The 25,977-nt window shown below is 64.1% G+C and carries 22 protein-coding genes; 11 read left to right on the top strand and 11 right to left on the bottom strand.

Going from position 1 to position 25,977, the window contains the following annotated elements:
- Nucleotides 1-99: 99 nt before the first annotated feature.
- Both AC1RHV_RS03100 and AC1RHV_RS03095 read left to right on the top strand, forming a co-directional pair.
- Entirely contained in the window at nucleotides 100-2,430 is a 2,331-nt protein-coding gene (locus tag AC1RHV_RS03100) for a TonB-dependent siderophore receptor (RefSeq protein WP_225588730.1), read from the top strand.
- Nucleotides 2,430-3,542 carry a PepSY-associated TM helix domain-containing protein gene (locus tag AC1RHV_RS03095; protein ID WP_460359870.1) on the top strand — a complete coding sequence of 371 codons (1,113 nt, stop codon included), beginning with the start codon at nucleotides 2,430-2,432 and terminating at the stop codon, nucleotides 3,540-3,542. Before AC1RHV_RS03100 ends, AC1RHV_RS03095 begins: the two co-directional genes overlap by 1 nt.
- A gap of 6 nt (nucleotides 3,543-3,548) precedes the next feature.
- Here the strand turns inward: AC1RHV_RS03095 and arsH are convergent, their stop codons facing one another.
- From arsH to AC1RHV_RS03065, 6 genes are all read right to left on the bottom strand, one after another.
- Nucleotides 3,549-4,271 (bottom strand): arsenical resistance protein ArsH, encoded by a 723-nt coding sequence (gene arsH / locus AC1RHV_RS03090; protein WP_175164046.1) that lies wholly within the window; start codon nucleotides 4,269-4,271, stop codon nucleotides 3,549-3,551.
- An 83-nt stretch (nucleotides 4,272-4,354) separates the two neighbouring features.
- Nucleotides 4,355-5,536, bottom strand: coding sequence for an MFS transporter (locus AC1RHV_RS03085; RefSeq protein WP_492299702.1), 1,182 nt, complete (start codon nucleotides 5,534-5,536; stop codon nucleotides 4,355-4,357).
- 3 nt (nucleotides 5,537-5,539) lie between these two features.
- Complete coding sequence (locus tag AC1RHV_RS03080) at nucleotides 5,540-5,896, bottom strand: ArsR/SmtB family transcription factor (RefSeq protein ID WP_054454415.1); 357 nt, start codon at nucleotides 5,894-5,896, stop codon at nucleotides 5,540-5,542.
- Between the two features lie 71 nt (nucleotides 5,897-5,967).
- Entirely contained in the window at nucleotides 5,968-6,618 is a 651-nt protein-coding gene (locus tag AC1RHV_RS03075) for an imm11 family protein (RefSeq protein WP_492299701.1), read from the bottom strand.
- Nucleotides 6,619-6,648: 30 nt separating this feature from the next.
- Nucleotides 6,649-7,980, bottom strand: a complete 1,332-nt coding sequence (locus AC1RHV_RS03070; RefSeq protein WP_492299700.1) for an ATP-binding protein — start codon at nucleotides 7,978-7,980, stop codon at nucleotides 6,649-6,651.
- Nucleotides 7,977-8,645 carry a response regulator gene (locus tag AC1RHV_RS03065; protein ID WP_492299699.1) on the bottom strand — a complete coding sequence of 223 codons (669 nt, stop codon included), beginning with the start codon at nucleotides 8,643-8,645 and terminating at the stop codon, nucleotides 7,977-7,979. Before AC1RHV_RS03065 ends, AC1RHV_RS03070 begins: the two co-directional genes overlap by 4 nt.
- A 209-nt stretch (nucleotides 8,646-8,854) precedes the next feature.
- On the opposite strand from AC1RHV_RS03065, the gene dsbD reads away from it, so the two are divergent.
- The 3 genes from dsbD to dsbG are packed head-to-tail and all read left to right on the top strand — an operon-like array spanning nucleotide 8,855 to nucleotide 12,303.
- Nucleotides 8,855-10,687 (top strand): protein-disulfide reductase DsbD, encoded by a 1,833-nt coding sequence (gene dsbD, locus AC1RHV_RS03060; RefSeq protein WP_492299698.1) that lies wholly within the window; start codon nucleotides 8,855-8,857, stop codon nucleotides 10,685-10,687.
- Nucleotides 10,684-11,520, top strand: a complete 837-nt coding sequence (locus tag AC1RHV_RS03055) for a TlpA disulfide reductase family protein (protein WP_175180942.1) — start codon at nucleotides 10,684-10,686, stop codon at nucleotides 11,518-11,520. The genes dsbD and AC1RHV_RS03055 overlap by 4 nt, the downstream gene beginning before the upstream one ends.
- A 9-nt stretch (nucleotides 11,521-11,529) precedes the next feature.
- A complete protein-coding gene (gene dsbG, locus AC1RHV_RS03050; protein WP_492299697.1) occupies nucleotides 11,530-12,303 on the top strand; it encodes a thiol:disulfide interchange protein DsbG in 774 nt (257 codons plus the stop codon).
- 62 nt (nucleotides 12,304-12,365) lie between these two features.
- On the opposite strand, the gene AC1RHV_RS03045 is transcribed toward dsbG, so the two are convergent.
- Genes AC1RHV_RS03045 through AC1RHV_RS03035 form a run of 3 tightly spaced genes read right to left on the bottom strand, consistent with a single transcriptional unit; the run spans nucleotide 12,366 to nucleotide 15,349 of the window.
- On the bottom strand, nucleotides 12,366-13,457 hold the full coding sequence (locus AC1RHV_RS03045) for a DMT family transporter (protein ID WP_492299696.1): 1,092 nt from the start codon (nucleotides 13,455-13,457) through the stop codon (nucleotides 12,366-12,368).
- 49 nt (nucleotides 13,458-13,506) lie between these two features.
- The gene (locus AC1RHV_RS03040) at nucleotides 13,507-14,121 is read right to left on the bottom strand and encodes a class I SAM-dependent methyltransferase (protein WP_175213375.1); all 615 of its coding nucleotides are present in this window, start codon (nucleotides 14,119-14,121) and stop codon (nucleotides 13,507-13,509) included.
- 13 nt (nucleotides 14,122-14,134) lie between these two features.
- Entirely contained in the window at nucleotides 14,135-15,349 is a 1,215-nt protein-coding gene (locus AC1RHV_RS03035; RefSeq protein WP_492299695.1) for an MFS transporter, read from the bottom strand.
- A gap of 134 nt (nucleotides 15,350-15,483) precedes the next feature.
- On the opposite strand from AC1RHV_RS03035, the gene AC1RHV_RS03030 reads away from it, so the two are divergent.
- The 6 genes from AC1RHV_RS03030 (at nucleotide 15,484) to AC1RHV_RS03005 (ending at nucleotide 22,577) form a co-directional block, all read left to right on the top strand.
- A complete protein-coding gene (locus tag AC1RHV_RS03030; protein WP_175213374.1) occupies nucleotides 15,484-16,407 on the top strand; it encodes a LysR family transcriptional regulator in 924 nt (307 codons plus the stop codon).
- A 156-nt stretch (nucleotides 16,408-16,563) separates the two neighbouring features.
- Nucleotides 16,564-17,187 carry an MmgE/PrpD family protein gene (locus tag AC1RHV_RS03025; RefSeq protein ID WP_175164030.1) on the top strand — a complete coding sequence of 208 codons (624 nt, stop codon included), beginning with the start codon at nucleotides 16,564-16,566 and terminating at the stop codon, nucleotides 17,185-17,187.
- Between the two features lie 430 nt (nucleotides 17,188-17,617).
- A complete protein-coding gene (locus AC1RHV_RS03020) occupies nucleotides 17,618-18,145 on the top strand; it encodes a sigma-70 family RNA polymerase sigma factor (protein WP_166738323.1) in 528 nt (175 codons plus the stop codon).
- 3 nt (nucleotides 18,146-18,148) lie between these two features.
- Nucleotides 18,149-19,162 carry a FecR family protein gene (locus tag AC1RHV_RS03015; RefSeq protein ID WP_175164028.1) on the top strand — a complete coding sequence of 338 codons (1,014 nt, stop codon included), beginning with the start codon at nucleotides 18,149-18,151 and terminating at the stop codon, nucleotides 19,160-19,162.
- A 108-nt stretch (nucleotides 19,163-19,270) separates the two neighbouring features.
- A complete protein-coding gene (locus AC1RHV_RS03010; protein ID WP_492299694.1) occupies nucleotides 19,271-21,700 on the top strand; it encodes a TonB-dependent siderophore receptor in 2,430 nt (809 codons plus the stop codon).
- A gap of 748 nt (nucleotides 21,701-22,448) precedes the next feature.
- Nucleotides 22,449-22,577, top strand: a complete 129-nt coding sequence (locus AC1RHV_RS03005) for a hypothetical protein (protein ID WP_302476939.1) — start codon at nucleotides 22,449-22,451, stop codon at nucleotides 22,575-22,577.
- A gap of 1 nt (nucleotide 22,578) precedes the next feature.
- On the opposite strand, the gene AC1RHV_RS03000 is transcribed toward AC1RHV_RS03005, so the two are convergent.
- Both AC1RHV_RS03000 and AC1RHV_RS02995 read right to left on the bottom strand, forming a co-directional pair.
- Nucleotides 22,579-23,025, bottom strand: a complete 447-nt coding sequence (locus AC1RHV_RS03000) for a hypothetical protein (protein WP_254593294.1) — start codon at nucleotides 23,023-23,025, stop codon at nucleotides 22,579-22,581.
- Nucleotides 23,026-23,420: 395 nt separating this feature from the next.
- A complete protein-coding gene (locus AC1RHV_RS02995; RefSeq protein ID WP_492299693.1) occupies nucleotides 23,421-25,901 on the bottom strand; it encodes a TonB-dependent siderophore receptor in 2,481 nt (826 codons plus the stop codon).
- Between the last annotated feature and the right edge of the window lie 76 nt (nucleotides 25,902-25,977).

Here is a 25,977-nt window from a genome sequence, read left to right as displayed (position 1 = left end):
CCCTTTTCCCCGCGCTCATCCGGCATACCGCGCATTGATGACCTGTAGGGATGTGACCAAGTGGCAGTCGTAGACAAAACCCAACCCCGCGTCCTGCGCTTGGCCGGATTGACACTGAGCCTGGCCGCCGCCTTCGCCGCCGCGCCGCCCGCCGCGGCCCAAAGCTCGGCCCCGGCCGCGACGCACGACTATCGCATTCCGGCAGGTCCCCTGGACCAGGCGCTTTCCGCCTTCGCCAAGGCGGGCGGCATCACCGTTTCCTTCCGGCCCGAGGACACGCGCGGACTGAGGACGCAGGGCCTGGACGGCAGCTATGGCGTGGAATCGGGGCTGGCCAGGCTGCTGGCCGGCACCGGCCTCGCCGCGGAGGAGCAGGGCGGCCAGGGATACGTGGTGCGCGCGCCAGCCCCTGCGGCCAAGGCCGTGCCTGCCGGCAACGCCAACACGCTGGAATCGATCCAGGTCAGCGGCGACTGGCTGGGCACCGGCCTGGAAAACAGCGTGCAGACCTTTGGCGGCGCCCGCACGCTGGTCAAGCGCGACGAGATCCAGAACAGCGGCGCCACCAGCGTGGCCGACGTGCTGCGGCGCGTGCCAGGTGTGCAGATCAGCGGCAGCACCAGCGCCAGCGGCAGCTCGGTCGGCCTGCACGTCGGCATCCGCGGCCTGAACCCGCGCAATTCATTCCGCACCACCATGCTGCTGGACGGCATCCCCATGGCCATGGCCCCTTATGGCCAGCCGAACCTGGTGATGTCGCCGACCAGCCTGGGCAACATCGAAGCCATCGACGTGGTGCGGGGCGGCGGGGCGGTGCGCTATGGCCCGCAGAACGTGGGCGGCGTAATCAACTTCAAGACCCGCTCGATTCCGACTGGCAGCGGACTCACCGCCGAGGCCTCCGCCCGCTACAACATCTTCAGCCAGGGCGGCACCAATACCCAGTACACCGGCTTCCTGGGCACGCAGTTCGAAAACGGGCTGGGCGTGGCGCTGATGTACTCCGGCATGGACGGCGAACAATGGCGCGATGCCAGCCATGACCGCTACAACGACGTGGCGCTGAAATGGCGCTTCGAGCTGACCCCGACGTCGGAAATCTACGGCAAGTTCGCCCATTACGACGTCAAATCGATGACGCCGGGCGGCCTGACGGTGGCGCAGTACCGCGACGATCCATTCCAGAACACCCATCCCACCGATTACTGGAAAGGGCAGCGCGATCAGGTCGACATCGGATACCTCAATTCGATCTCGGACACCCAGGAATTCGAGGCCCGGGTCTATCACTACGACAGCTCGCGCCAGAGTTCGCTCATCAATACCGCGACGGGCCGCAACGATTATCAGCCGCGCAACAACCAGGTACTGGGCATAGAGCCGCGTTACACGCAGCGCCTGGAATGGGGGCCGACCACGCACGACGTGACCATCGGCTACCGCTACATCCACGAAACCGGCCAGGACCGGCGCTATTCGGAATCCCTGGCCACGGGCCAACGCATCGGCGCGGCACAGGTCTTCGACAACAAGACCGAAGCGCACTCCATCTATCTGGACGACCGCATCGCCTACGGCAAATGGCGCGTCACGCCCGGCGTGCGCTATGAACACATCCGCACCAACCGCCAGCCCAGCGGCACCGCCAACGACACGCCGTTCGACCTGCGCAACAGCCGCGGCCTGCCTTCGCTGAACATCGCCTATCTGGTCGACGATGCGTTGACGCTCTATACCAACTACAACACCTCGTTCGGCGCGGTGCAGTACACGCAGCTGAACTCGATGTCGGCCTCCAATCCGCTCAGCCCGGAAGTCGCCAAGACCCTGGAAGCCGGCCTGCGCTACTCGGGCGAACAGACCCACACCGAGTTCACGGTCTTCAACCTGAAGTTCGACAACCAGATCCTGTCGATACCCGGCACCAATCCGGCCGTGTTCCGCAACCTGGGCGCCACCACCCACAACGGCGTCGAATTCGCCATCGACTACGACTTCGACAAGTCCGGCCCGCTCGCCGGCCTGAATCTCTACGCCAACTACACCTACGTGCGCGCCATCCAGAAATCCGGCGAATTCGAAGGCCGGGACGTGCCGTTCTATTCGCGCCAGACCGGCACGCTGGGCGGACGCTACATGCGCAACAACTGGACTTTCAACCTCTACACGACGGCACAGAGCGGCCAGTACTCGGACACCGCCAACACCGAAGAGGAGAACGCCGCCGCGACCAACGGCCGCGTGCCGGGTTTCAGCGTCTGGAACACGCAGCTCAGCTACAAATTGCCCCAATGGAAGGGCAGCGAGCTGGCGGTGGGCGTGAACAACCTGTTTGACCGGCGCTACTACACCCGCAACGTCGACACCAACGGCGGCCGCATGGTGGGCGCGCCGCGCATGGTCTACCTGCAGGCGCGCCTGGCCTACTGATGCCCAGGCGCATCTGGCTGCTCTGCCATCGCTGGGTGGCGCTGGGCCTGGGCGGGATCCTGATCCTGTCCGGACTGACCGGCGCCTTCCTCGTGGCCGCGCGGCCGCTGGACAAGCTGCTGCATCCGGAGCTCTTCCGGGCCGGCAACGCAGGCGGCGGCCAGCCCGCATCGTTCGAATCCATGCGCCGCAACCTGGCCGCCGAGTTCGGCCCGCAAGCCTCCTACACCTTCCGCCCGCCGCGCGAATCCGGCGAAACCATGCAGGTCAGGGTGAGGGCGCCTGACGCCTGGGACGGCACTGTCTATCTCGATCCAGTCAGCGGCCGGGAGCAGGGCAGAAGGGGAGAAGACGAGGGCCTGGTCGCCATCGTCTACAAGCTGCACAGCGCCCTGATGCTGGATCGCACCGGCAAGGCCGTGCTGGCCTGGACCGCGCTGGCCTATCTGGTCCTGACGGTGTCAGGCCTGATCGCATGGTGGCCGCGCAAATGGCCGCCGTCCTTGCGCATGGTGTTCAACAAGGGCGCGCTGCGCGCCTTGTTCGACGTGCACCGCAACGGCGGCGCCATCCTCGCGCTGCTGCTGGCGGTGTGCATGGCCAGCGGCGCCTATCTGGCATGGCGTCCGATAGGCGGCTGGATCACGCTGGCCAGCGGCCAGCCCCCGGTCGTGGCGCCCAAGCTGCCGGCGCAGCCCGCAGGCCCGATCCCGCCGCGCTCGCTGGACGAACTGGCCGCAGCCGCGCAGGCGCAATTTCCGGACGGCACGATCGGCTACTTGCTATACACGCCGCGCAGCGACCGGCCTTTGGCCATACGCATGCGCGTGCCCGACGATCCGCATCCCAATGGCAGATCCACCGTCTGGCTCGACCCGCGCGACGGCACAGTGCTGGCGGCGCAGCGCTGGAATCAGCTGGATCCGGGCGCCCGGATCAACTCGATGCTTTATCCGCTGCACACGGGAGAGTTGGGCGGGGTGGCCGGCGAAGCCATCGTGGCCTTGCTCGGCCTGGGCCTGGGCGTGCTGGGCATCAGCGGCATCTGGCTGTGGTGGCGCAGGCGCGCATGGAAAGCCCAGTTGAAAATCCAGGCCCGCGCGCCGCGATGAGTCCATCTAGATGGACGCCTGCTTCATCCGGCGCGACAGATCGGCGGCCGCCTCCTTGCGTTCGCTATAGCGATCCACCAGGTAGGGCGAGGCGTCCCGCGTAAGCAAGGTGAACTTCATCAGTTCCTCGACGACGTCGACGACACGGTCGTAGTAGGGCGATGGCTTCATGCGTCCCGCCTCGTCGAATTCCTGGTAGGCCTTGGCCACCGACGATTGATTGGGAATGGTCAACATGCGCATCCAGCGCCCCAGCACCCGCATCTGGTTCACGGCATTGAAGGACTGCGATCCGCCCGACACCTGCATCACCGCCAGCGTCTTGCCCTGGGTCGGGCGCACCGCGCCCACCGACAGCGGAATCCAGTCGATCTGCGTCTTCATCAATCCCGTCATTGCGCCGTGACGCTCGGGCGAACTCCAGACCATGCCTTCGGCCCATTGGACCAGCTCATGCAGCTCGCGCACCTTGGGATGGTCATCGCTGGCGTCATCGACCAGCGGCAGTCCCGAAGGATTGAACAGCCGGGTCTCGCCGCCCAGCGCCTGCAACAGGCGCGCGGCTTCCTCGGCCACCAGGCGGCTATAGGAGCGTTCGCGCAACGAACCGTACAGCAGCAGGAACCGCGGCGCGTGCGCGGCCCGCACGGCAGGAAACAGCCCGGCCTCGCCGGGTCGATGGAACAACGACGAATCAATGTTGGGCAAATCGGCCAGGGTTTCAGACACGGACCACCTCCGCGCCGATGCGGGTCTCAACGGTTTTCTGGATCAACTTCATGCAACACCTCTATACATACGACACTCAGATTTCAATCGGCCGACGCCCGCGCACGCAGCAGCAATAGCGCGGCAAAGGCGCCAAGCCCTATGCCCCCGGACAGCCACAGCGCGTTGACCCCCCAGCGGTCCAGCGCCACCCCGAAAAGAAATGGCGCTAGCGCCTGCGCCACCCGCGCCGGCATCATCAGCCAGCCCTGGCGCGCGCCATAGCCCTGGGGGCCGAACAGCACCAGCGGCAAGGTCCCCTTGGCAATGGTCAGGATGCCGTTGCCCGCCCCATGCAGGACGGCGAACACCGGCGCCATTACCGGACCGCCTCCCAGCAGCAGGGCAACCCCCGCCGGATGCGCCAGCGCAGCCAGGCGCGCGGACAACAAGGGATGAACCCGCCGCAAGAAACCGAATTCCAGCAGGCGGCCCGCCACCTGCGCCGGACCGATGAGCGCACCCACGGCCACGGCGGCTGCGAGCGTGGCGCCCGTGGCTTCCAGCATGCGCGGCAAATGCGTGGCCATCGCGGTGCTGATGAACCAGGTCGCCGCAAACACGAAGGCGAGGAGGGCAGTGGCATACCTCTGCTGCCGCGGCTGGGGGGCAGAGGAGGGGACATCCTGCGCATTGTCCGCAGGCTCTTGCGTTCGTCCCGCGCCCGGCGCTTTCGGAAACCATGCGTTCAACGGCAGGCCGACCAGCAGGTGCAATCCTGCCCACCCCAGGCACGCGCCGCGCCAACCGAATTGGGTTTCCATCCAGGCCGAAAGCGGCCATCCCACCGTGCTCGCAAAACCGGCAATCAGCGTGATCCCCGTAATGGCGCCGCGGGCGTGATGGCCATACAGCCGCACCAGGCTGGAGAAGGCTGCCTCGTAGAGTCCGGCCCCCATCGCCGCGCCGATAACCAGCCAGGCGGCGACCATCGTCCAGAGGCCCTGGGCGGCGCCCAGCAAGCCCAGCCCCAGCGCAAACAGCAGGCTCGTGCCGGCCAATACGACGCGCCCGCCATGGCGGTCGATCGCTAGTCCCGCCCAGGGACCGACCACGGCCGAAGCCACCATCGCAGCGGAAAACGCCGCATACACCGCCGGCGCCGACACCCCCAGGTCGCGGGCCATCGGATCCGCCAGCATCGCCGGCAGGTAATAGGAAGACGCCCAGGCGAGCGTCTGAGCCGTGCCCAGGGAGCCAACGACGCGTACGGGAGCGTCGAGCATGTATCAATGCCGCTGGAGGAGGCGGGATGGCGGGCTGCATGCCGCGCTGGCGCCGGTCTCGGCTCCCTCACCAGCCGCGCCCGCGCAGCAATGCTCGGTAAGGTATCCGAGCAAGCCATTCATCTGGGAGAAATCCGCGCGGTAGATCAGATTCCGGCCTTGCTGCTCGACGCTGACCAGGGCTGCGTGCGCAAGCTCCTTCAAGTGGAAAGACAACGCGTTGCGGGCAACGCCAAGCCCCTCCGCCATGACACTGGGTGTAAGGCCGTCGGGCCCCGCGACGACAAGCGCACGAAACACGCGCAGGCGTTGGGCATGGGCCAGGGCATTCAGGGCAGTAACGGCTTGATCTTCATTCATTGATCAATGATACAACAATTATTGAACTATTTATGCATGCAGGCCCGCCGCGGGCCTAACTAAACGTGCCTCTAGATATCGGCTACATCGCGCAGCCGTACGCCGGAGAAGTTGGCCGCACTCAATGCATCAAACATCGCGCGGTCGCAGATGGGAGGCGCTCCCATGCGATCCTGGCGGAAGATATGGGCATCTCCCACCACATCCTGTTTGAACACCAGGCTGGCTCCGCCGACGAGGCTGTAAAGTTTCTCGTCCTCGCCGGTCTGATAGTTGCGGTCGAACTTGATCCTCACGCGGGAAGAGGCTTCATCCAGGGCGTCGAGTCTGCGCAGCACATTGCCTAGGTAGTACTGAGGGGCGGGGCTGCCGTCAGCCAGGCTGAAGTCGCACGCCACAAATGCAAACGCCTCGGCGTCCAACTGCTCAAACAGTTGCTTCAATGGCTCCGACACAATCCATATGCCAGCAAGCACCTCCAGATCGCGTGGCATTCCGCCTTTCTCCGGCACATGAACCAGGCGGGGACGCTCCGGATACTGATCTGGCATTCCATTAGGACGCGAGACGACATTCATCCCCGGATCGATCAGCTTCTCTTCGTTGGCGATTTCGATGCCGGGAATCCTGCCGTTTCCCAAGAAGCTGGCGTCGATCAGGAAAAATTCGCCCTTATGAGATGCGGCTTCGGCTGAAACTTCAATGGCGGTCGGTTCGGTCACGGTCGCTCCAAAGTTCATAACACGCTCCAATTACGGACAGCACGGAAACACAAGTTCCGCGACCAAACCGCCACCTTCCCGGGGCTTGAGATGCAATGCTCCCCCGAACCGCTTGGCAATGGCATGCACGATCGAGATGCCAAGGCCCGCGCCGTCGTTGCGGCTTCGGCCTTGGTCCCCGCGCCAGAAGCGTTGGCCAATCTTGGCTGCCTGATCCTCGCTGAGCCCCGGTCCCCGGTCCGCCACGACGATGCGGCATTGTCGGGTTGCAGAATCGAAGCGCGCCAGGACTTCGACAGGCATGTCTTCGGGGGAGTAGCGGACTGCGTTGTCCACCAGGTTGCGGATGGCGGCCTCCAGCATCTCTCGTGGAATGGAGCAGCAAGCATCGGTGCCGTGGACGGATACCGCCAGGCGCAGCTGTGCTTCGGCAGTTGCCGCATCGATGACGCTGGCGATGACTTCCCGGATGGACGTACTCCGGTCCTCCAGATTGGTCGATGCTTCGGCACGCGCCAGAACCATCATCTGTTCGAGCGTGCCCCGCAGGCGTCTCACGCCTTCCTCGGCGCTGCAGAGTGACGATTCGGCCTCTACGCCTTCGGTCAATCTGGCCACTTGCAGGTGGGTATCGATCACGGTCAGCGGGGTCCGCAACTCGTGCGCCGCCGCGTCGGTAAACGCTCGCTGACCGGAGAGTGCCAGGGATAAGCGTCCCAACAATCCGTTCATGGCATCCAGCACAGGACGAAGCTCGGTGGGCGGCTTTGCGACAGCGATAGGGGTGGTATCGTCCGTTTGCTTGGCCCGCAACTGCATGCGCAAGGCTTGCAGCGGCGCAAGGCCTTGCCCGATACCGATCCACAGGGCAGCCAGCCCGCCAAGAAGCGCGATCAGGAAGGGCACGCCAGCCGCAAACAGCAGTTCATTGATCAGCGTGTTCCTTTGCTCGACGCGATCCGCTGTCGTTATTTGATAACTGTCATCGCGAAGCACATAAATCCGCCACTCGTGTCCGGCGACCATGCGCGTGCTGTAACCGGCAGGCAGGCTGTCGAAATCCGAGGCCGGACTGCCGCTGGTGCGCGCCAGGACCTCGCCGCGCAGCGCGCGAATCTCGCAAGCGATTCCTTCGCTGCCGTTGACGCGGATGGCTTGCGTGAAATCCATAGTCTTGGCGTTGGGATCTATGACAGACCCGGCAAGCAAGCCCGAGACCATGCGAGCCGACATGGCCAGGCGGCCATCAAGTGTGCGGGCCAGGTCGGCGCGCACGCCCAGCATCATCCAGGCAGCCGCCGCCGCCCACAAGACCATGAGAGCAATCCCTGCGATCAGGACGGCACGAAGACGCAAACTCATGCGCTGAGCCTCCAGCCCAGCCGGTATCCCAAACCACGCGAGGTCTCAATCACTTCAGCTCCAAGCTTGCGGCGCAGGTTGTGAATATGGACGTTGAGTGCGTTGCTGCTCACTTCCTCGCCCAACCCGTACAGGCGTTCGTTGAGCACATCAGGAGGAATCCATCTCGCATTAGCCGTGGCCAGGTGCGCCAGCAGATCCACCTCGCGACGCGATAGCGAGATGGCTTGGCCTTCCAGCCAGGCAAGGCCGCTTTCGGGCTCCAGGCGCAAAGGTCCCGCCGTAATGGTCTGGGCTGCGCGCCCCTGTGTGCGCCTCACCAGCGCATGCAATCGCGCTGCCAGTTCGCGCAGATCAAACGGCTTGGTCATGTAGTCGTCCGCGCCCTGGTGCAGGCCCGCGAGCCTGTGGTCCATGGCATCCCGGGCGGACAGTATCAGCACGGGCAAACAGGGTTCAATGGCTCGCACGGCGGAAAGCAATTCCATTCCGTCACGGTCTGGAAGCCCCAGGTCGAGCACCAAGGCACTGAAGGAGTTTTCCGTTTGGGCGGTTTCAGCGTCAACGGCCGTGCAAACGTGGTGCACCGTGATGCCGTGCGCGCGTAAGCCAGCCACGATTCCTTTGCCGATCAGTTCGTCGTCTTCTACCAGCAATACCCGCATTTGAATCCCAATCTGCTGCAACCAAGAGCCTATATGTTAGGCCAGAACTTTTCAGACCAGAATGGCCGGCGTCCCTGATTGCCGACCATTCCGCGCTTGCTTTCCCTTCTTTAGTTTCGGTTAATCGATCTCCTCCATCATGGCTGGATAAGCTCCCCTGCGCCTCAACATGAGGGCGGTTGGGGAAGGCCGACTATTGCCCCGGAGGAATGAGGTTGTTTGTATATCGACGAGTACTGGCCGTTGTCTTTCTGTTTTTTTTCGCCATCGGCAGTGCATGGGGGAGTGCAGGCCTGTTTTCCTGGCAGGAGGAGGCTGAATTTCTGGATCCTGTCGATGTATTCAACCTGGCGCAGGTTCAGCAGCAGGGGACGGAACTGGCGGCGCAAGGGCACATTGCCGAGAACTACTATGTCTATCGCCACTCATTGAAGCTGGTTTCGGGGAAGGGCGAGGAAGTCCGCCTGGATCTTCCCCCTGGTACGCCCAAGAATGACGAGTTCTTTGGCGATACGGAAATCTATCTTGGAGATGCGCTGCGACTGCGTTTTCCCGCCTCCGTCACAGGTCCGTTGACACTGCACTGGCAAGGCTGTGCGGAAGGGGGCATCTGCTACCCCCCGCAGACCATGGCATTGAACTTGCCCGCGATGGCGGCGGGGGCAGGTAGCGCTGCCGAGCCTCCTGCCACCACCAATCAGCCGGAGGTGGGCGCCGGCGGCGCAGCCAACGTCGCCGAGGACCAGGCTGCTGCCCAACGCCTGGCGACGCTGGGGCCGATCGCAGGCACATTGCTGTTCTTCGGCTTCGGCCTGCTCCTGGCTTTCACGCCTTGCACCTTGCCGATGATCCCCATCATCTCCAGCATGGTCGTGGGCGCTCAGGCCAGTCCGCGGCGCGCTTTCGTCACGTCCCTGTCCTATGTGCTGGCAATGGCCGCCACCTATGCCGCCGTGGGCGTGGCAGCCGGCTTGGCAGGCGCGAATCTCCAGGCGACCCTGCAATCCCCCTGGCTGCTGGGAGCGTTCGCGGCCTTGTTCCTGATTCTCGCCAGTTCCTTGTTCGGAATGTTCGAACTGCGCCTGCCGTCCGCCTTGTTGAACCGGGTCGGGTCCGCCAACCAGGGGCGCGCGGGCGGCAGCGCGGTCGGCGCTGCGGCGCTGGGCTTCTTGTCGGCATTGCTGGTCGGGCCATGCATGACCGCGCCCTTGGCGGGAGCGCTGCTCTACATCAGCCAGACCGGCAGCGCGCTGTATGGCGGCCTGGCATTGTTTGCCCTGGGCCTGGGCATGGGCCTGCCGCTGCTGGTGATCGCCATATTCGGCGCCCGCGTACTGCCCAAGCCGGGAGCGTGGATGGATCGCGTGCGCATAGCGTTCGGCTACGTGATGGTCGGGATGGCGGTGATGATGCTCGACCGCTTCCTGCCGGCCACCCTGAGCCTGGTGCTCTGGGGGGCCTGGATACTGTCCATCGCCATCGGCCTGCTGGCCTGGGCGCAAGCGGTCGCGCAAAAGCTGCGCCTGATGTGGGCCTTGCGCACACTGGGAGCCATCGCAGGCCTGTGGTCCATTCTCATGCTGGTGGGCGCCGCGTCGGGCGGTGATTCACTGTCACAGCCGCTGGCGCACCTGCGCGCCGCCTCGTCGGCCGCCGTGCCAGCCATCGCCAACAAGCCAGCCTACGTCGAGGCCAAGTCGGTCGAGGACGTGGACAGGCGCCTGGCGGACGCGGCCGCGCGCGGCCAATGGACCTTGATCGACTTCTACGCCGACTGGTGCATCAGTTGCCACGTGATCGAACGCAATGTGTTCGGCGACCCCGCTGTGGCGCAGCGGCTGGCGCGCATGCAGGTGCTGCGGCCGGACGTGACACGCAACGACGCAACGGATCAGGCCCTGCTCAAACGTTGGGGCGTCATGGGGCCGCCCACGCTCATCCTGGTGGGACCCGACGGCACGGAGCGCCGAGACCTCCGCGTGGTGGGCGAGGTCAGCGCCGCTGATTTCCTGGGGCGACTGAACAAGGCGGGAACGCCATGATAGGCATCGGTCCCTTCTCCATTCAAAGCATGGGCGTCTTCGCGGCTGTACTGTTTTCCTGGCTGGTGACCCGCGCGCTGGCCAAACGCCTGCCGGACGCTTCTCATCGGCTTGCCGGCGCCGTGCTGCTCGACGGCGTGTTTTGGGGCATTGTGGCGGCGCGCCTGGGATACATCGCCTTCTGGTGGGAAGACTACTTCGCGGCTCCCATGGCGCTGATCGCAATCGGCGATGGCGGATACTACTGGTGGGTTGGGGTGCCAGCCACGCTGGCCTTCGTCTGGTGGCGGACCCGTACCATGCCGGCGCCGCGCCGTCCCATATACGCGGGCATATTGGCCGGGGTCGTGGCCTGGTTCGCAGGCGGCGCGCTGCTGCCGCTGCTGCTCGAGCCGCCGCGTCTGCCGGACTTGCAGTTGCAAACGCTGGATGGGAACCCCATCGCGCTGAGGTCATACGAGGGCAAACCGCTAGTCGTCAACCTCTGGGCGAGCTGGTGCCCGCCTTGCCGCCGTGAGATGCCCGCCCTGGAACAGGCGCAGTCCGAGTTCCCGGGCGTCAGCATCGTCCTGGTCAATCAGGGGGAGGGCGCGCAACAGGCGCATGACTTCATCCAGAGCGAAGGCCTGGCATTGCGCAACGTCTTGCTCGACCCTGCGTCCGCGTCCATGCGGGCGGTGAATTCGCGCGGCCTGCCCACGACCTTGTTCTATGACGCGCAGGGACGCCTGGTGGATACGCATCTGGGCGAGATCACCATGGCAGCCCTCAAGGACAAGATGTCGCGGCGTTTCGATATGCCCCGAGACGGCATCCAAGATTTACCCAAGTAAGGAATGACCATGTTTGCATTGCGTATGCGTATTTCATCCATCGCAGCCATCCCGCTCGTGCTGGCAGCCGGCTACAGCCAGGCCCAGACCGGAGCTCGACCGCCGGCCATCCAGGCACTGGAAGCGCAAGGCCTCACCATCGTGGGAGAGTTCGATGTGGAAGGCGGCCTGCGCGCTTTCGCCGGCACGGCAGAAGACCGCCCCATCGCCGTCTACCTCACCAGCGATGGCAACGCCATCGTGGGCACGCGCCTGGACGCCAATGGCAAGCCCATCGACCGGATGAAGCTGCGGGACCTGGTTGAAAAGCCGATGGGCGAAAAGACGTGGAGTCAATTGGAATCCGCGACCTGGGTACAGGACGGCAAACCCGACGCGCCCCGCATTATCTACACTTTCTCCGATGCAAACTGTCCCTACTGCCACCAGTTCTGGGAAGCAGCGCGCCCCTGGGTGGACGCCGGAAAGGTGCAGCTTCGCCATCTGCTCGTGGGCGTGATCCGGGCAGACAGTCCGGCAAAGGCCGCGGCTATCCTTGGCGCTCCCGACCCAACGGCCGCACTGATCGAAAACGAACACAAGTTTGATCAGGGCGGCATCAAGCCTGCCGACAGCATTCCCGACGCTGTACTCCAGGCCCTCGAAGACAACCACATGCTGATGCTGTCGAGCGGGTTCCGAGGCACGCCCGGCATCGTGGTGCGGGAGAGCGACGGCTCGGTCAAGAAATTCAGAGGCATGCCCCAGGGTGCGCAATTGGCCGAGGTGTTGGGGCCGCGCTGAATCCAAGACGGGATCCGCCTTGGACGCCAAGGCACGCAGGCGAGGAGGGCGGTAGCGAAAACCTATGCCTTCCGCGCGCGGACTCCATGCCCTGGCCCATGACGATGCCGGTGATGAATATCCGGATAGTGGGGATGCGTGTGCGTCAGCGCTTCATGGCGGTGCGGATGCGTATGCGGCTCCGCGCCATCCCAGGCAAAGGGATGCGCGTGCTGGTGGTGCTCGTCGTGCACGTGACGGTGGCTATGTTCCATGGCTTCGTGGGTATGTTCGTGCGCATGCCGTTCGCGCAGGTGCAACCACACGCCCAGCGCCATCAGGGCGGCCGCCGGCCAGAATAGAAGGCCCGGATTCTCGGGCCACAAGATGAAGGAAATGATCACCCCGACTAGCGGCGCCACTGAAAAGTAGGCCCCAGTCCTGGCGGTTCCCAGCGTTCTTAGCGCCAGGACGAATAGCGTCAGGCTCAGGCCGTACCCCAGAAATCCCACGACAAGACTGGCCCCCAGCATGGTAACCGGCGGAAGTTCGGCGCCACCAAGCAGCGCCAGGATCGTACTGACCGCTCCGGCAGACAAGCCTTTCAGACCGGCGATCAGCATGGCGTCATTGGTGGCGACCCGACGCGTCAGGTTGTTGTCTATGGCCCAGCAGAGACAGGCCCCAACTATGAGCAGCGCCCCGGGTGACGGCGCCGTGCCGCCCGGCTCCCAAGACAGCAGTACGCCGCCGAGCACGATCGCGACCATGCCGAGCACGATCTGGCGGTCGGCGTTTTCCTTGAACACGCACCACGCGATAATGGCCGTGAGCACCCCTTCGATATTCAGCAAAAGCGAGGCCGAGGCGCCGCTCGTCTGGGTCAGCCCGAGCATCAGCAGCGCCGGGCCGAGCACGCCGCCTGTCGCAATCGCACCCGCCAGCCAGGGCAGGTCTGCGCGCGGAATGCGCAAGCCAGGCGCATCCCCCGGGCTGTGGCCACGGCCGATGTGACGTAGCGCCAGCAGGATGCCGAGACCCAGCCCGCTGCCCAGATAGAGAAGTCCAGCCAGCAGCAACGGTGCGACGCCTTCGACCAAGGTTTTGGCGAATGGCGTGCTCGCGCCGAACAGGAGCGCCGCGGCCAGCGCGGGGGATGCTGAGCGGATCGACATGTGGACGTGTAGACGGCGGGAATGGCTTGGAGGACAAGCGTACGCCCATTTACTTCCGATTAAACAGACAATAAACGAACTGCTGGCTGGTACCGAAGGGCGTCTGGTGAGATTCTACCGTGCTGTCCATAAGCGCGAAGCCAGCTCCAAACTCCGCCTGAAGCGCCGCGGCATCGTAGCGGACGGTATCCAATCCGCTGCACTTGAGCGGGCCATCGGGTCCGAACGTTGCAACAATGAGGAAACCATCCGCTTTCACCGACTGCGTCGCCTGCGCAATGTACGCTTGGCGGTCGGCTGGATCCGTCAGGAAATGGAAAACAGCGCGATCATGCCAAACGTCGTAGCGAGCGGAGGGCAGGGTAGCGGTAGTCACGTCAGTGACCAGCCATTCCACACTCGCGGACTTCGTCCCCAGTCGTTCCCGCATCGCCTGAATGGCCGTTTCCGAAATATCCAGCACGGTCAGATCCCGGTAGCCGAGAGCCAGCAAATCATCTGCCAGTGTGGCTTCGCCGCCGCCGACATCGATGATTGCGGCCTCGGGCATCGGGGCCACGTGCTGGATCATGCGCAAAGACGTATCGAGATGAGCGGCGTACCAACTCACCGCATCCTCGGATTTGGTGCGGTAGACATCGTTCCAGTGATTCTTGTTGCTCACGCTGCATTCCTCTTCATTGTCGACCCAAATGTAGTACGTGTTTGGCGGGTGTTCTGCGCGCGCTGCTGATGCCATGCCATGTCAACACAACGGCAGCCGCGGCCAGCCACGGCAACAACAGCCCATTGAGTGTCTGCCAGCCAAATTTCTCCAGTAATCCTGCAGCGCCAAACGAACATGCAAGGCCAACCGCAAAAATGGTCATGTCATTGGTGGCCTGGGCCCGACTCTTCTCCGCCGGCGTGTACGTCGTCGTCAGGAGCGTGGTCCCGCCGATGTATAGAAAATTCCAACCCACACCCAGCAACACCAGGGCCGCTGCAAACGAATGGAAAGAGGTGCCCGTCCAGGTCATGAAAACGTGGCTTGCCAATAGCGCAACGCCGACGAACATGATCCGGGTTACGCCGAAACGGGCTATCAACGCTCCCGTGAAGAATGAAGGAAGGAACATACCCAGGACATGCAACTGGATCACGGTGGACGCCGCCGACAGTTCGTGGCGATGATGGAGCATGGCGAGCGGGGTCGCCGTCATCGCCAGGATCATGGTCCCGTACCCGGTGACCGCGCCGAACAGCGCAACCAGGTAGGCGGGCTGGCTCACAATGGCGAACCAGCTCCGCCCCGTGGCCGTATCCGCATGGTCGATCTGAGAGTCAGGCATGCGCAACCCCGTCAGTGCGCAGGTCGCCACCAGGGAGACTACGGCCAAGATGAGGAACGAACCGGTGTAGACCGGTTGCAGGAGCGGACCGCCATATCGGGCCAAGGAGGGCCCGAGCAAGGCGGCGACTATCCCGCCAGCCAGGACTACCGAGATAGCGCGTGAGCGGAATCTCTCGTCCGCGACCTCGCTGGCCGCGAACCGGTAGAACTGGGCAAATGCCTGGTACGCGCCCACGAGGAAAGTGCCTGCGCATAGTATGGGCAACGATGCCAGCCAGACGCCCAGGGCGGCGATCAGCCCGCCCAGGACTCCAAGAGAGGATCCGGCGAGAAAGCCTGCCCGGCGGCCAATTTTCGCCATCCAGGAGGATGCTGGAAATGTGCTTAGCGCTGTCCCGAGGAACATGGCAGCGATCGGGGTCGTAGCCAATTCTGGACGGCTCGCTACAAGGCCGCCAGCCAATCCGCCTACGGTCATCACCAAGACGGAAGCGGTTTGAAACAGGGCTTGCGCCGTCGCCAGGATGAACACCTGGCGGTGCATGGTGTAGCCGCTCATCGACTTGAATTCCTCACTGCAACTGGTCAAGGTCTGCTCGCGGCTGCTGGGCCGTGAGTATGCGGTTGGCAGTGTGATCGCTTCAGATTTATTATTCAAACGAATAATCTAGAGAACTAACCTCAATAAAATTAATGGAAAGAATACCGATCGACGTCCGTCATCTTCAAACCCTGATTGCATTGCGGGATAGCGGCAGTGTCTCCAAGGCGGCGAGCTGGCTACGCTTGACGCAAGGAGCGCTCTCGCACCACATCAAGGCGCTTGAAGACTTCTACGGATTGCCGCTGTTCGTGCGCAAATCCACACCCGTGGTTTTCACGCCGGCGGGCAGGCGGCTACTGGAAACTGCCGATGCGGTCGTGCCGCTCCTGCACCAGACCACGCGGGACTTGACGCGGCTGGCAAAGGGCGCAAAAGGTACGCTGCGCATCGCGCTCGAATGCCACACCTGTTTCGACTGGCTGATGCCAGCGGTCGACGCCTTTCGCGCCCGCTGGCCAGAGGTGGAGGTTGACCTCGTATCGGGCTATCAAGCCGACCCCGTGGCCTTGCTGCATAAGGAAAGGGCGGACGTAGCCCTTGTATCGTGCCAGGAACCCGAGAATGGCGTCGATTTCCACCACCTGTTCAAGTATCGCCTGATGGCCGTGGTGGCCAATGATCACCCGCTTGCGCAGAAGAAGATCCTGCAGGCGGAAGACTTCGCTGGCGAGACACTCATCACCTATCCGGTCCCGGATGAGTCGCTGGATATCATTCGCCAACTCCTGGCGCCGGCAGGGATCAATCCCAAACGCCGGACCACCGAGCTGACCGTCGCCATCCTGATGCTCGTCGCGACAAGCAGGGGGATTGCCGTCTTGCCTCGGTGGGCGATCCAAAGCTATTTGCAGCGGCAGTACGTCAGCGCCAGGCCGATCACGGATGCCGGCCTGACGGCCGAAGTCTGGGCCGCCATGCGTGCGTCCGAGAGCACCAAGCCTTACCTGGTTGAATTTGTGTCGCTGATCAGGGATACCAGCGCGGCAACGCTAACGGACGTCGTTCTTTCGTAGCGTGTCGGGATACCGCCCATTGTCAGCAGGCGTAGCGGGGGGATCACTACGCCTATCTATCACTTTACATAATACACATTATGCGTATACCTGGTATGTTTGGCGCTGTTGCGGGATCCCGGACGTCTGGTGCTTTATGACCGCAACAACTAGCTGGTGGTAGCCCCACTGGACTCATCGCAGATCATCGCCCGGCACGTCGCCGGCCTGGCGTTCCAGGACCTGCCGGCATCCGCCGTCGAAGCGACCCGCAGGAACCTGCTCGACACGGTCGGCGTGGCGATCGCCGGCGCCACCGCGCCCGGCTGCGCCGCGGCGGTCGGCGCCATACTTCGACGACACGCACGACCTCGCGGTCCTGCATGCGGGCGTATCGGTGGTGCCGGCCGCGCTGGCGATGGCGGACCGCATCGGCGGCGTCAACGGCGAGGACCTGGCCGTGGCCGTGACGGCGGCCTGGACCTGGCCTGCCGGCTGGGCGTGGCGACGCGGGTCTCGCCCGTGGTCCGTGGCTGGGCCTACACCGCCACCCATAGGCTGTTCGGCGCCACCGCGGCGGCGGCCCGGCTGCTGAAGCTGGACGCGGAACGAACCGGCCATGCCTTGGGGTTAGGTGCCAGGTCTCGGTTGGACGGTGGCAACGGCAGAGATGTGCACTTGAGATCGATGACGCCACGACTTAAAAAGATGAACGTTAGTCCGGCATCACGGCCCGCTGTGCAATGGCATTTTCTGGGAACATGGTGGGCGTTCAGCCGTCACGCATCAATAGGATGCTGAGCCCACGCCTACTCAAGATGATTTCGCCGGATGCATATGTCGGAATGACCGCAACATGGCGAAGTCCGACCCCACAACCTTGCAAATCCACCGGCAGCAACCGCTGCGGAGCAGTCGTTCGCGGACAGACTACGAGTGGCCACTGCGGGTCGAAAGCGGAAATTGCTTGCAGAGGCGGGGAAGACCGCCGCTACGTAGCCAGCTGCGGCAGCACCACCGCGTGCTACTGGGCCAGGAACGTCAGGTGTACGGCACGGTCAGCTATCGCTGGTAGGCCGCATCGGACGGCGCGTCCGGCCCTCTCGCCGGCGCGCTGTCGCCCAACGGAGCGCGCGTTCGCCGCGCCCGCATTCCCTACGCCCTTGCGTGATGCCGTGCTTTTGTATTAAAGTTGAAAACCATTCTCATTTACATAAAGGCACGAGGAAGCGTGGTGGGCACTGATTCGGGCGTACAGCAGCAATTTCATTTGCTGTACCGCGATCATCATTCCTGGCTTTTTAGCTGGCTACGCAGACGCATGGGTTGCACCCATCACGCGGCAGATCTCGCTCACGACACGTTTGAGCGCTTGCTGGCCTCGCGCGACGCACTGCTGGGCCAGCCGCTGGGGCTGCAAGAGCCGCGTGCCTACCTGACCACCACCGCCAAACGCCTGCTCATCGACCGGGCGCGCCGCGAGCTGCTCGAACGAACTTACCTGGCCGAGCTCGAACGGCTGGCTCCGGAACTGGCTCAGCATCCCTCGCCCGAGCAATTGCTTATCGCCATGCAGGCGTTGGAACAGATCTGCCAAGCGCTGGAAGGCGTATCCGCCAAGGCCCGCGCAGCCTTCCTGCTGCACTACCTTGAAGGCCACACGCACGCCTACGTCGCCGGGCAACTGAAGGTCTCGACCAAGATGGTGCAGAAGTACCTGGTCCAGGTGCTGTTGCATTGCCATCAACGGCTTGCCTGAACCGTGGCTGCGCCCTCGCCTGCCTCGGTTGCCGCACAGGCCGCGCAATGGATCGTCCAGCTTTCCTGCGACGACGCCGCGCAACGGCGCGCGGCCAGGCAGGCCTTTGAAGCCTGGAAGGCGGCAGACCCGCTCCATGCCACGGCCGCGGAACGCATGGAGGGCCTGTTGGACCAAGTAGACGCGATCCGCGTCGGCGGCGTGGGTGAACCGGGCAGCGCCGCCCTGGCCGCCGCGCTCAATGCGCGCGGCAAGCGCAGCCGCATCAAGAAATACGCCGCCGCCGCCCTGCTGGGCTGCGTCCTGGCCGCGCCCGCATGGCTGACGTTGCAAGCCTATCCCCCCTCCTGGCTGATGGCCGACCTGCGAGCTACCAGCGGCCAATGGAGGACGCAGGTTTTGGACGATGGCACTCGCATCAGCATCAACAGCGGCACTGCCGTCAATCTCCGCTACGACTCCCGGCTCCGGGCTTTGGAACTGATCCAGGGCGAGATTCTGGTCGAGGTCGCCAAAGATGCCACGCGCCCCTTCCTGGTCGAAACCCGGGACGGAACCATGCGCGCCCTGGGCACGAAGTTCGTCGTCAGCCGCGAGGACGGCGCAACGCGATTGAGCGTGCTGGAATCGCGCGTATCGGTCCAGACCGACGCGCAACGCCGCGGCGGATCGCGCGACGCCACCGTGGTTGAAGCCGGCCAGGCCGTGCGGATCCGTCCAAACGGCCTGGATCCAGTAACGGAGATCGACACCGGCCAGATCGAAGATGGCTGGAAGCAGCACCGGCTGTTCATACACGATCGTCCGCTCGCCGAGGTGCTCGACACCCTGGCGCGCCATCGCAGCGGCCTGATTCAGTACGACGCCCAGGCGCTAGCCAGCATCCGCATTTCGGCGGTGCTGCCTCTCGATGACACAGATCGCGCCATGCAGCTGCTGACAGCCAATTTGCCGACGCTGCGCGTGCGCAGCTTCACTCCCTATTTCCTGCGCGTGGACGTGGCGCCGGGAGACTGAACCGGGCGGTTCCGGCCCCTCAGGCACGCGAATTTTTTTGGACAGCAGGTTCCACTTCCGAATTCTCGTTCGTCAAACCAAAAGACATCACGAACAGGAATTCCCGATATGGCCCTGCCCCGCATCACCGCGCACCCCGTTTCTTCCCGCCAGCCCTACCTGCTCCGCCACCTGCCGCTGGCCGTCGCCCTGGCGCTCGTCGCCCTGCATCCGCATGCTGCGCGGGCCCAGGCCGCAACAGGCATGGCCGTCACCCAATACGACATCCCGGCCGGTCCGCTGGCCCCGGCGCTGAACCGTTATGCGCAGTTGTCCGGCGCGGACATCGTGGTCGACACGCGCAATCTGCAAGGCCTGACGACCCAGGGGCTGCAGGGCAGCCACACCGTTGCCGGCGGCTTCGACATCCTGCTGCGCGGCACCGGCTACAGCGCCAGGCAGACCCCCGCCGGCTACGTCATCGAGCCCGAACCGCGCGCCAGCGCCGTTACGCTGGAATCCGTGCGCGTGGACGGCGACGCGTGGCGCAACGCCACCACCGAAGAAACGGGCTCCTATGCCGCGCGCGCGGTCACGATCACCAAGGGCGCCCAGACCCTGCGTGAAATACCTCAGTCGGTGTCGGTGATGACCCGGCAGCAAATGGACGACCAGGGCCTGACCACGATCGCCGACGCCATGGGCTATGTAACGGGCCTGACGGCCTCCGACTATGAAGACACCGAGAAATTCAATGCGCGCGGGTTCGGCACCAGCGCGCAATACGACGGTCTGCCTCAGCAGGCAGCCAGCACCAACATGGATCTCGCCATCTACGACCGCATCGAGATCCTGCGAGGCCCCACCGGCCTGCTGACCGGGACGGGAGAACCTGGCGGAGCCATCAACTACGTGCGCAAGCGTCCGCGCGCCGAGAGCCATTTTTCCGCCTCCGTCTCCGGCGGCTCCTGGGACCAGTACCGTCTGGAGGCCGACGGCGGGGGTCCGCTCAATGAATCGGGCACGCTGCGCGGCCGCCTCGTCGGCGCCTACAAGGACGAAAACAAATTCTATGACTGGGGACGTTCGGAACCGCGCACCTTTTACGGTGTGCTGGAATACGACCTCGCGCCGCGCACAACGATCGGCGTGACCGCTACCTACAACGATCGCCGCTTCCGCAACTTCAACGGCCTGCCCCTTTACTCGGATGGCAGCGTGCCAGATCGCGACGCGTATGTCGGCCCGTCGAAAATGTCGGACATGTCGACCTATGACGTCGGGACCGACCTGACACATCGATGGAGCAATGGCTGGGAATTCAAGGCGGCCTATCTGCATCGCGACACGCGCTATCGCGGCTATTCGGCGTTTACCGGCAGCCGTATCGATATCGACACCGGCCTGGCCGCCGGCATGTCGGTCGGACGCATCGCGAACGACTTCAAGTGGGATCAGGGCGACGTCCACGTGTCGGGGCCCGTCTCCCTGTTTGGACAGGAGCACACGCTCACGCTGGGCTACAACTACGCGCGCTCTGACGAAACGACCGGAAGCCGCTTCAGCTACATCGAGAACGTCGCACCGCTGACCGATCACGACTTCGATCAGGAATACGCGCTGCCGGTAATCAATCGCAACAACACCATCACCACGCAATCTGGCATCTACGCCTCGGGGCGATTCAAGCTGGCCGAGCCGCTGAGCCTGATCCTGGGGGGCCGCTGGACGGACTACCGCCAGAAAAGCCGCCCGGTGTCGCCACAGACCGGAGACTGGGAATACAGCGCGGCCAATACGAAGGACGAATTCACGCCGTTCGGCGGCATTGTGCTGGACCTGAATCAACAGGTCTCGGTCTACGCCAGTTATACGGACATCTTCGTGCCCCAAAGCGAGCAGGACTACACGGGGCAAACGCTCAAGCCGCGCAAGGGTTGGCAAACCGAAGCCGGCGTCAAGGGCGAGTTCTTCGATGGCCGCTTGAATGCATCGCTGGCGATGTTCCGGATTCGCGACCAGAACCGCGCCATTACCGATCCGGACCACATCGGTTGCGGCGGCACGCCCACCGGTTCGTGCTCGCGCGCGGCCGGCCTGGTGCAAAGCCAGGGTTGGGAAGCGGAAATCAGCGGCAGCCCCTTGCCGGGCTGGGACATAGCCGCCGGCTATACCTTCACCAACGCAAAATTCCTGCGTGACGCCGACGCCGACAACGTGGGCCAGCGCTTCGCTGCCGATGTTCTGCCCAAGCACCTTTTCAAACTCTGGACGCAATACCGGTTCCAACCCCGCGATTTCAACGGCGCGCTGAACGGCTGGCGCGTCGGCATGGGCTTGCAGGCGCAAAGCGATGTCTACACCTCATCCATGCGCCAGGGCGGCTACGCGGTTGTCTCCGCGCGCCTGGGCTACCAGATCAACAAGCAATGGGACGCCGCGCTTTCGATCAGCAACCTTTTCGACCGGGAGTACCTGCGCACGCCGGGCTACGACATTTTCTACAACCTCTATGGCGCGCCGCACAGCGCTATCCTGACGCTGCGCTACACGATGTAGCGTCTGGTGGAGATCCGCAAGCCTCGCGCAGCGCCGCCGCGATGTTTCCACGCCAAAGCCTTGCTTGCGCGCGGGGTAAACCCTAGGAAGACGGTGTTTTCGGGCGTCCGCCCGACGAGGTCCTGGCGACAGGCGGCTTCGCGGCAAGCGCGCAAGCGATAGGCGCGCCAACCGGAACAATTGACACACTATGGCAAATAAATCTCAATATATTTCACGCTATCCGGCCGACCGTCCGCGTTGGGAGGATGCCGGCACTGCCCCCTCCCTGGGCGCTTTTTTCCTTGTCTCTCTCCCTGCGGCCTGCGCGCGCGTGCGCCCGATTCATCGCCGGAGCCATACCCTGTACGACGGATGCTCCTCCTCCAAATGCCGGTGCTAAAGATGAACACGCCACGGGAGAACGCGTCTGCAGGCAATTCAAATCCCGACGCAGGCGCGCCGATCTTGGGGGGAGACTCTATGGCCTCAAGCACTCGACTAGCGGACGTCATCGTCAAGCTGCCAGATCGATCGACCTGCCTCGTACAACGTGCCTGGTCATCAAACGCAGCGATGCGGCCCCACCAGAGCCGCAATACATCTGTTCATTACCATCGGGCGAGCCCGTAACATGGTTGCGCGATGGGAAGTATCGGCTGCCAGACGGCCCCGTCGCTGTCGCGGTCGCTCATCGACGACCCAGCAAGTAGGTATCAAAGTCCATCGCAGTCGACATTGCGCTGCTGATGGCACGCTGCATTACCTGATGTCCGCCGTGATCGGCTATCCGGCGCATGCTTTGCTGACGATGAACATTGCCGCCTGGAACGCACCGTTGATGCTGGCGGTGACCATGGCCGTCCTTCCCGTCCAACCCTTGGCTTATGGGGCGTAGATCATCGGCATGCCCTCGGTGCCAGACTACAATTTCGGCCGTTGATCCGCCAGCGCACCTCGCGCGCCGCTTCGTCGCAACCACCGCCGACCCGCAACATCACCTCGCAGCCCTTGCCCAGGCCGTCTTCGTCCTCGTTCCCGGATGGCGGTCTTGGCGTGGTCATCTTGAACTCGCGATCCACCGCGTAATCCAGCGTCGCGAGGCCGATCTTCTTCAGCCTCTCCATGGCGCTCTGGGGCGGCACCGTTTCGGGCAGTTCGGTACGGGGCTGATGATAGGTGATGCGGTTGAGCCGGTATTCGCCCGACCACACCGGAATCACCTGATACCGCAGCTTGCCGCGCACGGTCTGGAACTGCGGCCCGGGGTCCGTCGGGTCCAACTTGTGGTCTCCCGCGCCGGCGCTGATCGCGTAGCCCTGTTCCGTCTTGTGGTTCCGGTACACGAACGTGCTGCACTGACGCACAAACGGTCGCGCGTCGCGTCGTCATTGAAATCGCACTGGGGCCCCGCATCCAGGTTCAGGGTTGGAATCACCAGCAGCGCCATTCCCTCCTGCCGCGCATTGCCCAGCAATTCATCCACATTCACGCGATGGCGCTCCATCAACGCCGCAGTGCGCGCGGCGAAATTCGGCTCGGCGGGCTGAGCCATTGCCAGCGCCGGGGCGTAAGGGCAAGCAGGCCAACGCAGGCAAGCGTGGGGAAAAGCGGCGTCGTTCTGGGTTCCTGTGTCCGAGGCGGGAAGGAACGGGGCATTGCAAGAGGCCGGGCCAGGCAATACCCCGGCGGGGAAAGGCTAGGGCATGATATCGCGTCGCCCCCCCCGCCCGCGCAAGCATCAGAACCGCCCGCGCAACGTCAGCATCATGTTGCGCGGCGCGCCGTAGTTGTTGCGGTTCTCGACATAGCCCGGATACTCGTAATACACCTTGTCGAACAGATTGTTCACGTTCAACGCAGCCGTCCAATTCGACGTCACGTCATACGCGACCCGCGCGTTCCACACGCTGTACGACGGCCGGCGCACCTTCGAGATGCTGTTGGTCAGCGCGCTCTGCCAATTCACGCCCGCGCCCACGCTCAGGCGGTTCAACTGGCCGGGCAAGCGGTATTCGCTCCACAGACGCAACAGGTGCCGCGGCGTTTCCTCGCTGAAGGTCTGGCCTTCGCGGTCCGGGTCGCTCAGGTAGTTGTTGCTGTTGAAGGTATAGCCCGCCGCCACTTGCAGGCCCCGCATCAGCTCGCCACTCATCTCCGTCTCGAAGCCCTGGCTTCGAACCTTGCCCGCGGCACGCGAGCAGTAGCCGCCGTTGCACACCGGCCCGGCCTCGTAGGCCTGCACCGCGCGGTTCTTCTGGTCGATGCGGTACAGGGCGAACGACGTATTTAGCTTGCCGTCCATCAACTCGCCCTTCACGCCCACTTCGTAGTTCGCGCCGACGATGGGCTTCAAGATGCTGCCGTCCAGCGTGGTGGCCGTTTGCGGCTCGAAGATATCCGCATAGCTGGCGTAGGCCGACCATTGCGGCGTCAGCGCGTAGACCAGCCCCACCATGGGCGTGAACTCCGCGCTGGCCTTGGCGGTGCTGACATCGTCCCACGTCGCGGCCTGCGTGGTGTAGCGGCTTTCAAACCAACTGAAACGCCCGCCCGACACCAGCGTCAGGTCTTCCGTCAGGCTGCTGCGCAACTGCGCATAGATGCCTTTCTGCACATGCGGTTCATAGCGCGACGTGCGCTGAGAATCTGGAAAGCTGTCCGGCTTGGGCACATGCGGATTGGGGTGGAACACGTCCAGCGGCAGATAGTTGGACGCGTACTCGATGCGATCCTTCGACGTCAGCCGCGACATACTCACGCCCACCGTCAGGTCCTGCGCCATGCCCAGCACCGTGAAGCGCCCGTTCACATTCGCATCAAAACCGATGTGCTCCGCCGACTTGTCGTAATTCCACGCATTGCGCATCGGCCCCATCAAGGTCACCGGATCCACCGCGCCCGTCGCGTCCAGCGCCGAGGTCAGGCTCGTCTCCTTCACGTAGGTGGCCGCCACGTTCACGCGCCAATCGCTGTTGAAGCGATGCGTCAGGTCCGCGAACAGCTGCGTCTCGTCCCGATCCCACTGGTTCCAGTCCGCGCCCAGAAAGGTCGACCGCTTCAGCCCCAGCGAACTGCCATCGCTATAACGCGGCAGGCCGCCGAAAAACGGCGTGGACCGCAGGCGTGACACCAGCACGCCCGCGCCCATCGTCGTGCTAGGCGACAGGTCGTAATCCAGCGCGAAGTACAGATTGGTGTTGCGCTCCTTCACCACGTCGATGAACGAACCCTTGGAATCCAGATCCAGCACCGCCCGCGCCCGCAGGCTGCCGTCCGCGTTCAAGGCCCCGCCCGCATCCAGCATACCGCCCACGTGATCCCACGAGCCCGCGCGCGCCTCCATCAACACCTGCGTCTCGGCGGTAGGGCGCTTGCGCACCAGGTTCACCGAGCCGCCCGGTTGCCCCGCGCCTTCGAACAGGCCCTGCGCGCCGCGGAACACCTCCACCCGGTCCAGATACGCCGTGCTGCCGGTGAAGCTATTGCCCACCGCATAGAAACTGCGCGACAGCGGCACGCCGTCGTACTGGATATTCGTGATCTTGAACCCGCGAGAATAGAAATTGCGCCCGCCGTCGGCCACCTCGCTGATTGTCACGCCCGTGGTGTTCTCCAAGACCTCGCTGATGGTCGACAGGTTCTGGTCATCCAACCGCTTGCGCGTCACCACCGTGACCGACTGCGGAATGTCCTTCAACGCCTGCTCGGTCTTGCCGATGGTCGCCATGCTGGACCCGTAAGACTGCGTGCCCTCGGTCTGCGCATGATAGGCGCCCGTCACCAGCACCGGCGCCAGCGTGCTGGTGGCGGACGGCGGCTCGGCTTCCACACGGATACCGCCGTCCACATTCACCGCGCGATAGCCCGTACCCGCCAACAGCGCGCGCAAGCCATCCGCCACGCCATACTGGCCATTCAGGCCCGCGCTGCGCGCCCCGCTCAACTGCGACGAGGAATACCCCAACGAAATCTCCGCCTGCCGCGCAAACGCGGCCAGCGCGTCATTCAACGGCCCCGGCGCAATCGCGTACATGCGGGCAGATTCGGACTGCGCCGCCGTGGCCGGCGCGGCCTGGGCGTAGGAGGGTGACGGCGCCGACAAGGCGGCCAAGGCCGCCGCCAACGGCAACAGCACGGTAAAGAAGGGCTGGGGGCAAGCGCGCAAGCAAGCCCGCGCGCCGGACGACGGCGTCGCGGCCCGGAGACGATGGGTCTTCACGAAAGGGATACTCCAATGAGGGTCGGTCGGTGCTGGGCAGTGCGCACTGCTACAACCGATATGACGAACGAATTCG

The sequence above is a fragment of the Achromobacter sp. GW823-FHT04E03 genome (genome assembly GCF_058796095.1).
The sequence above is the reverse complement of the archived record's forward strand: the minus strand, read 5'-3'. Positions and strand labels throughout refer to the sequence as shown.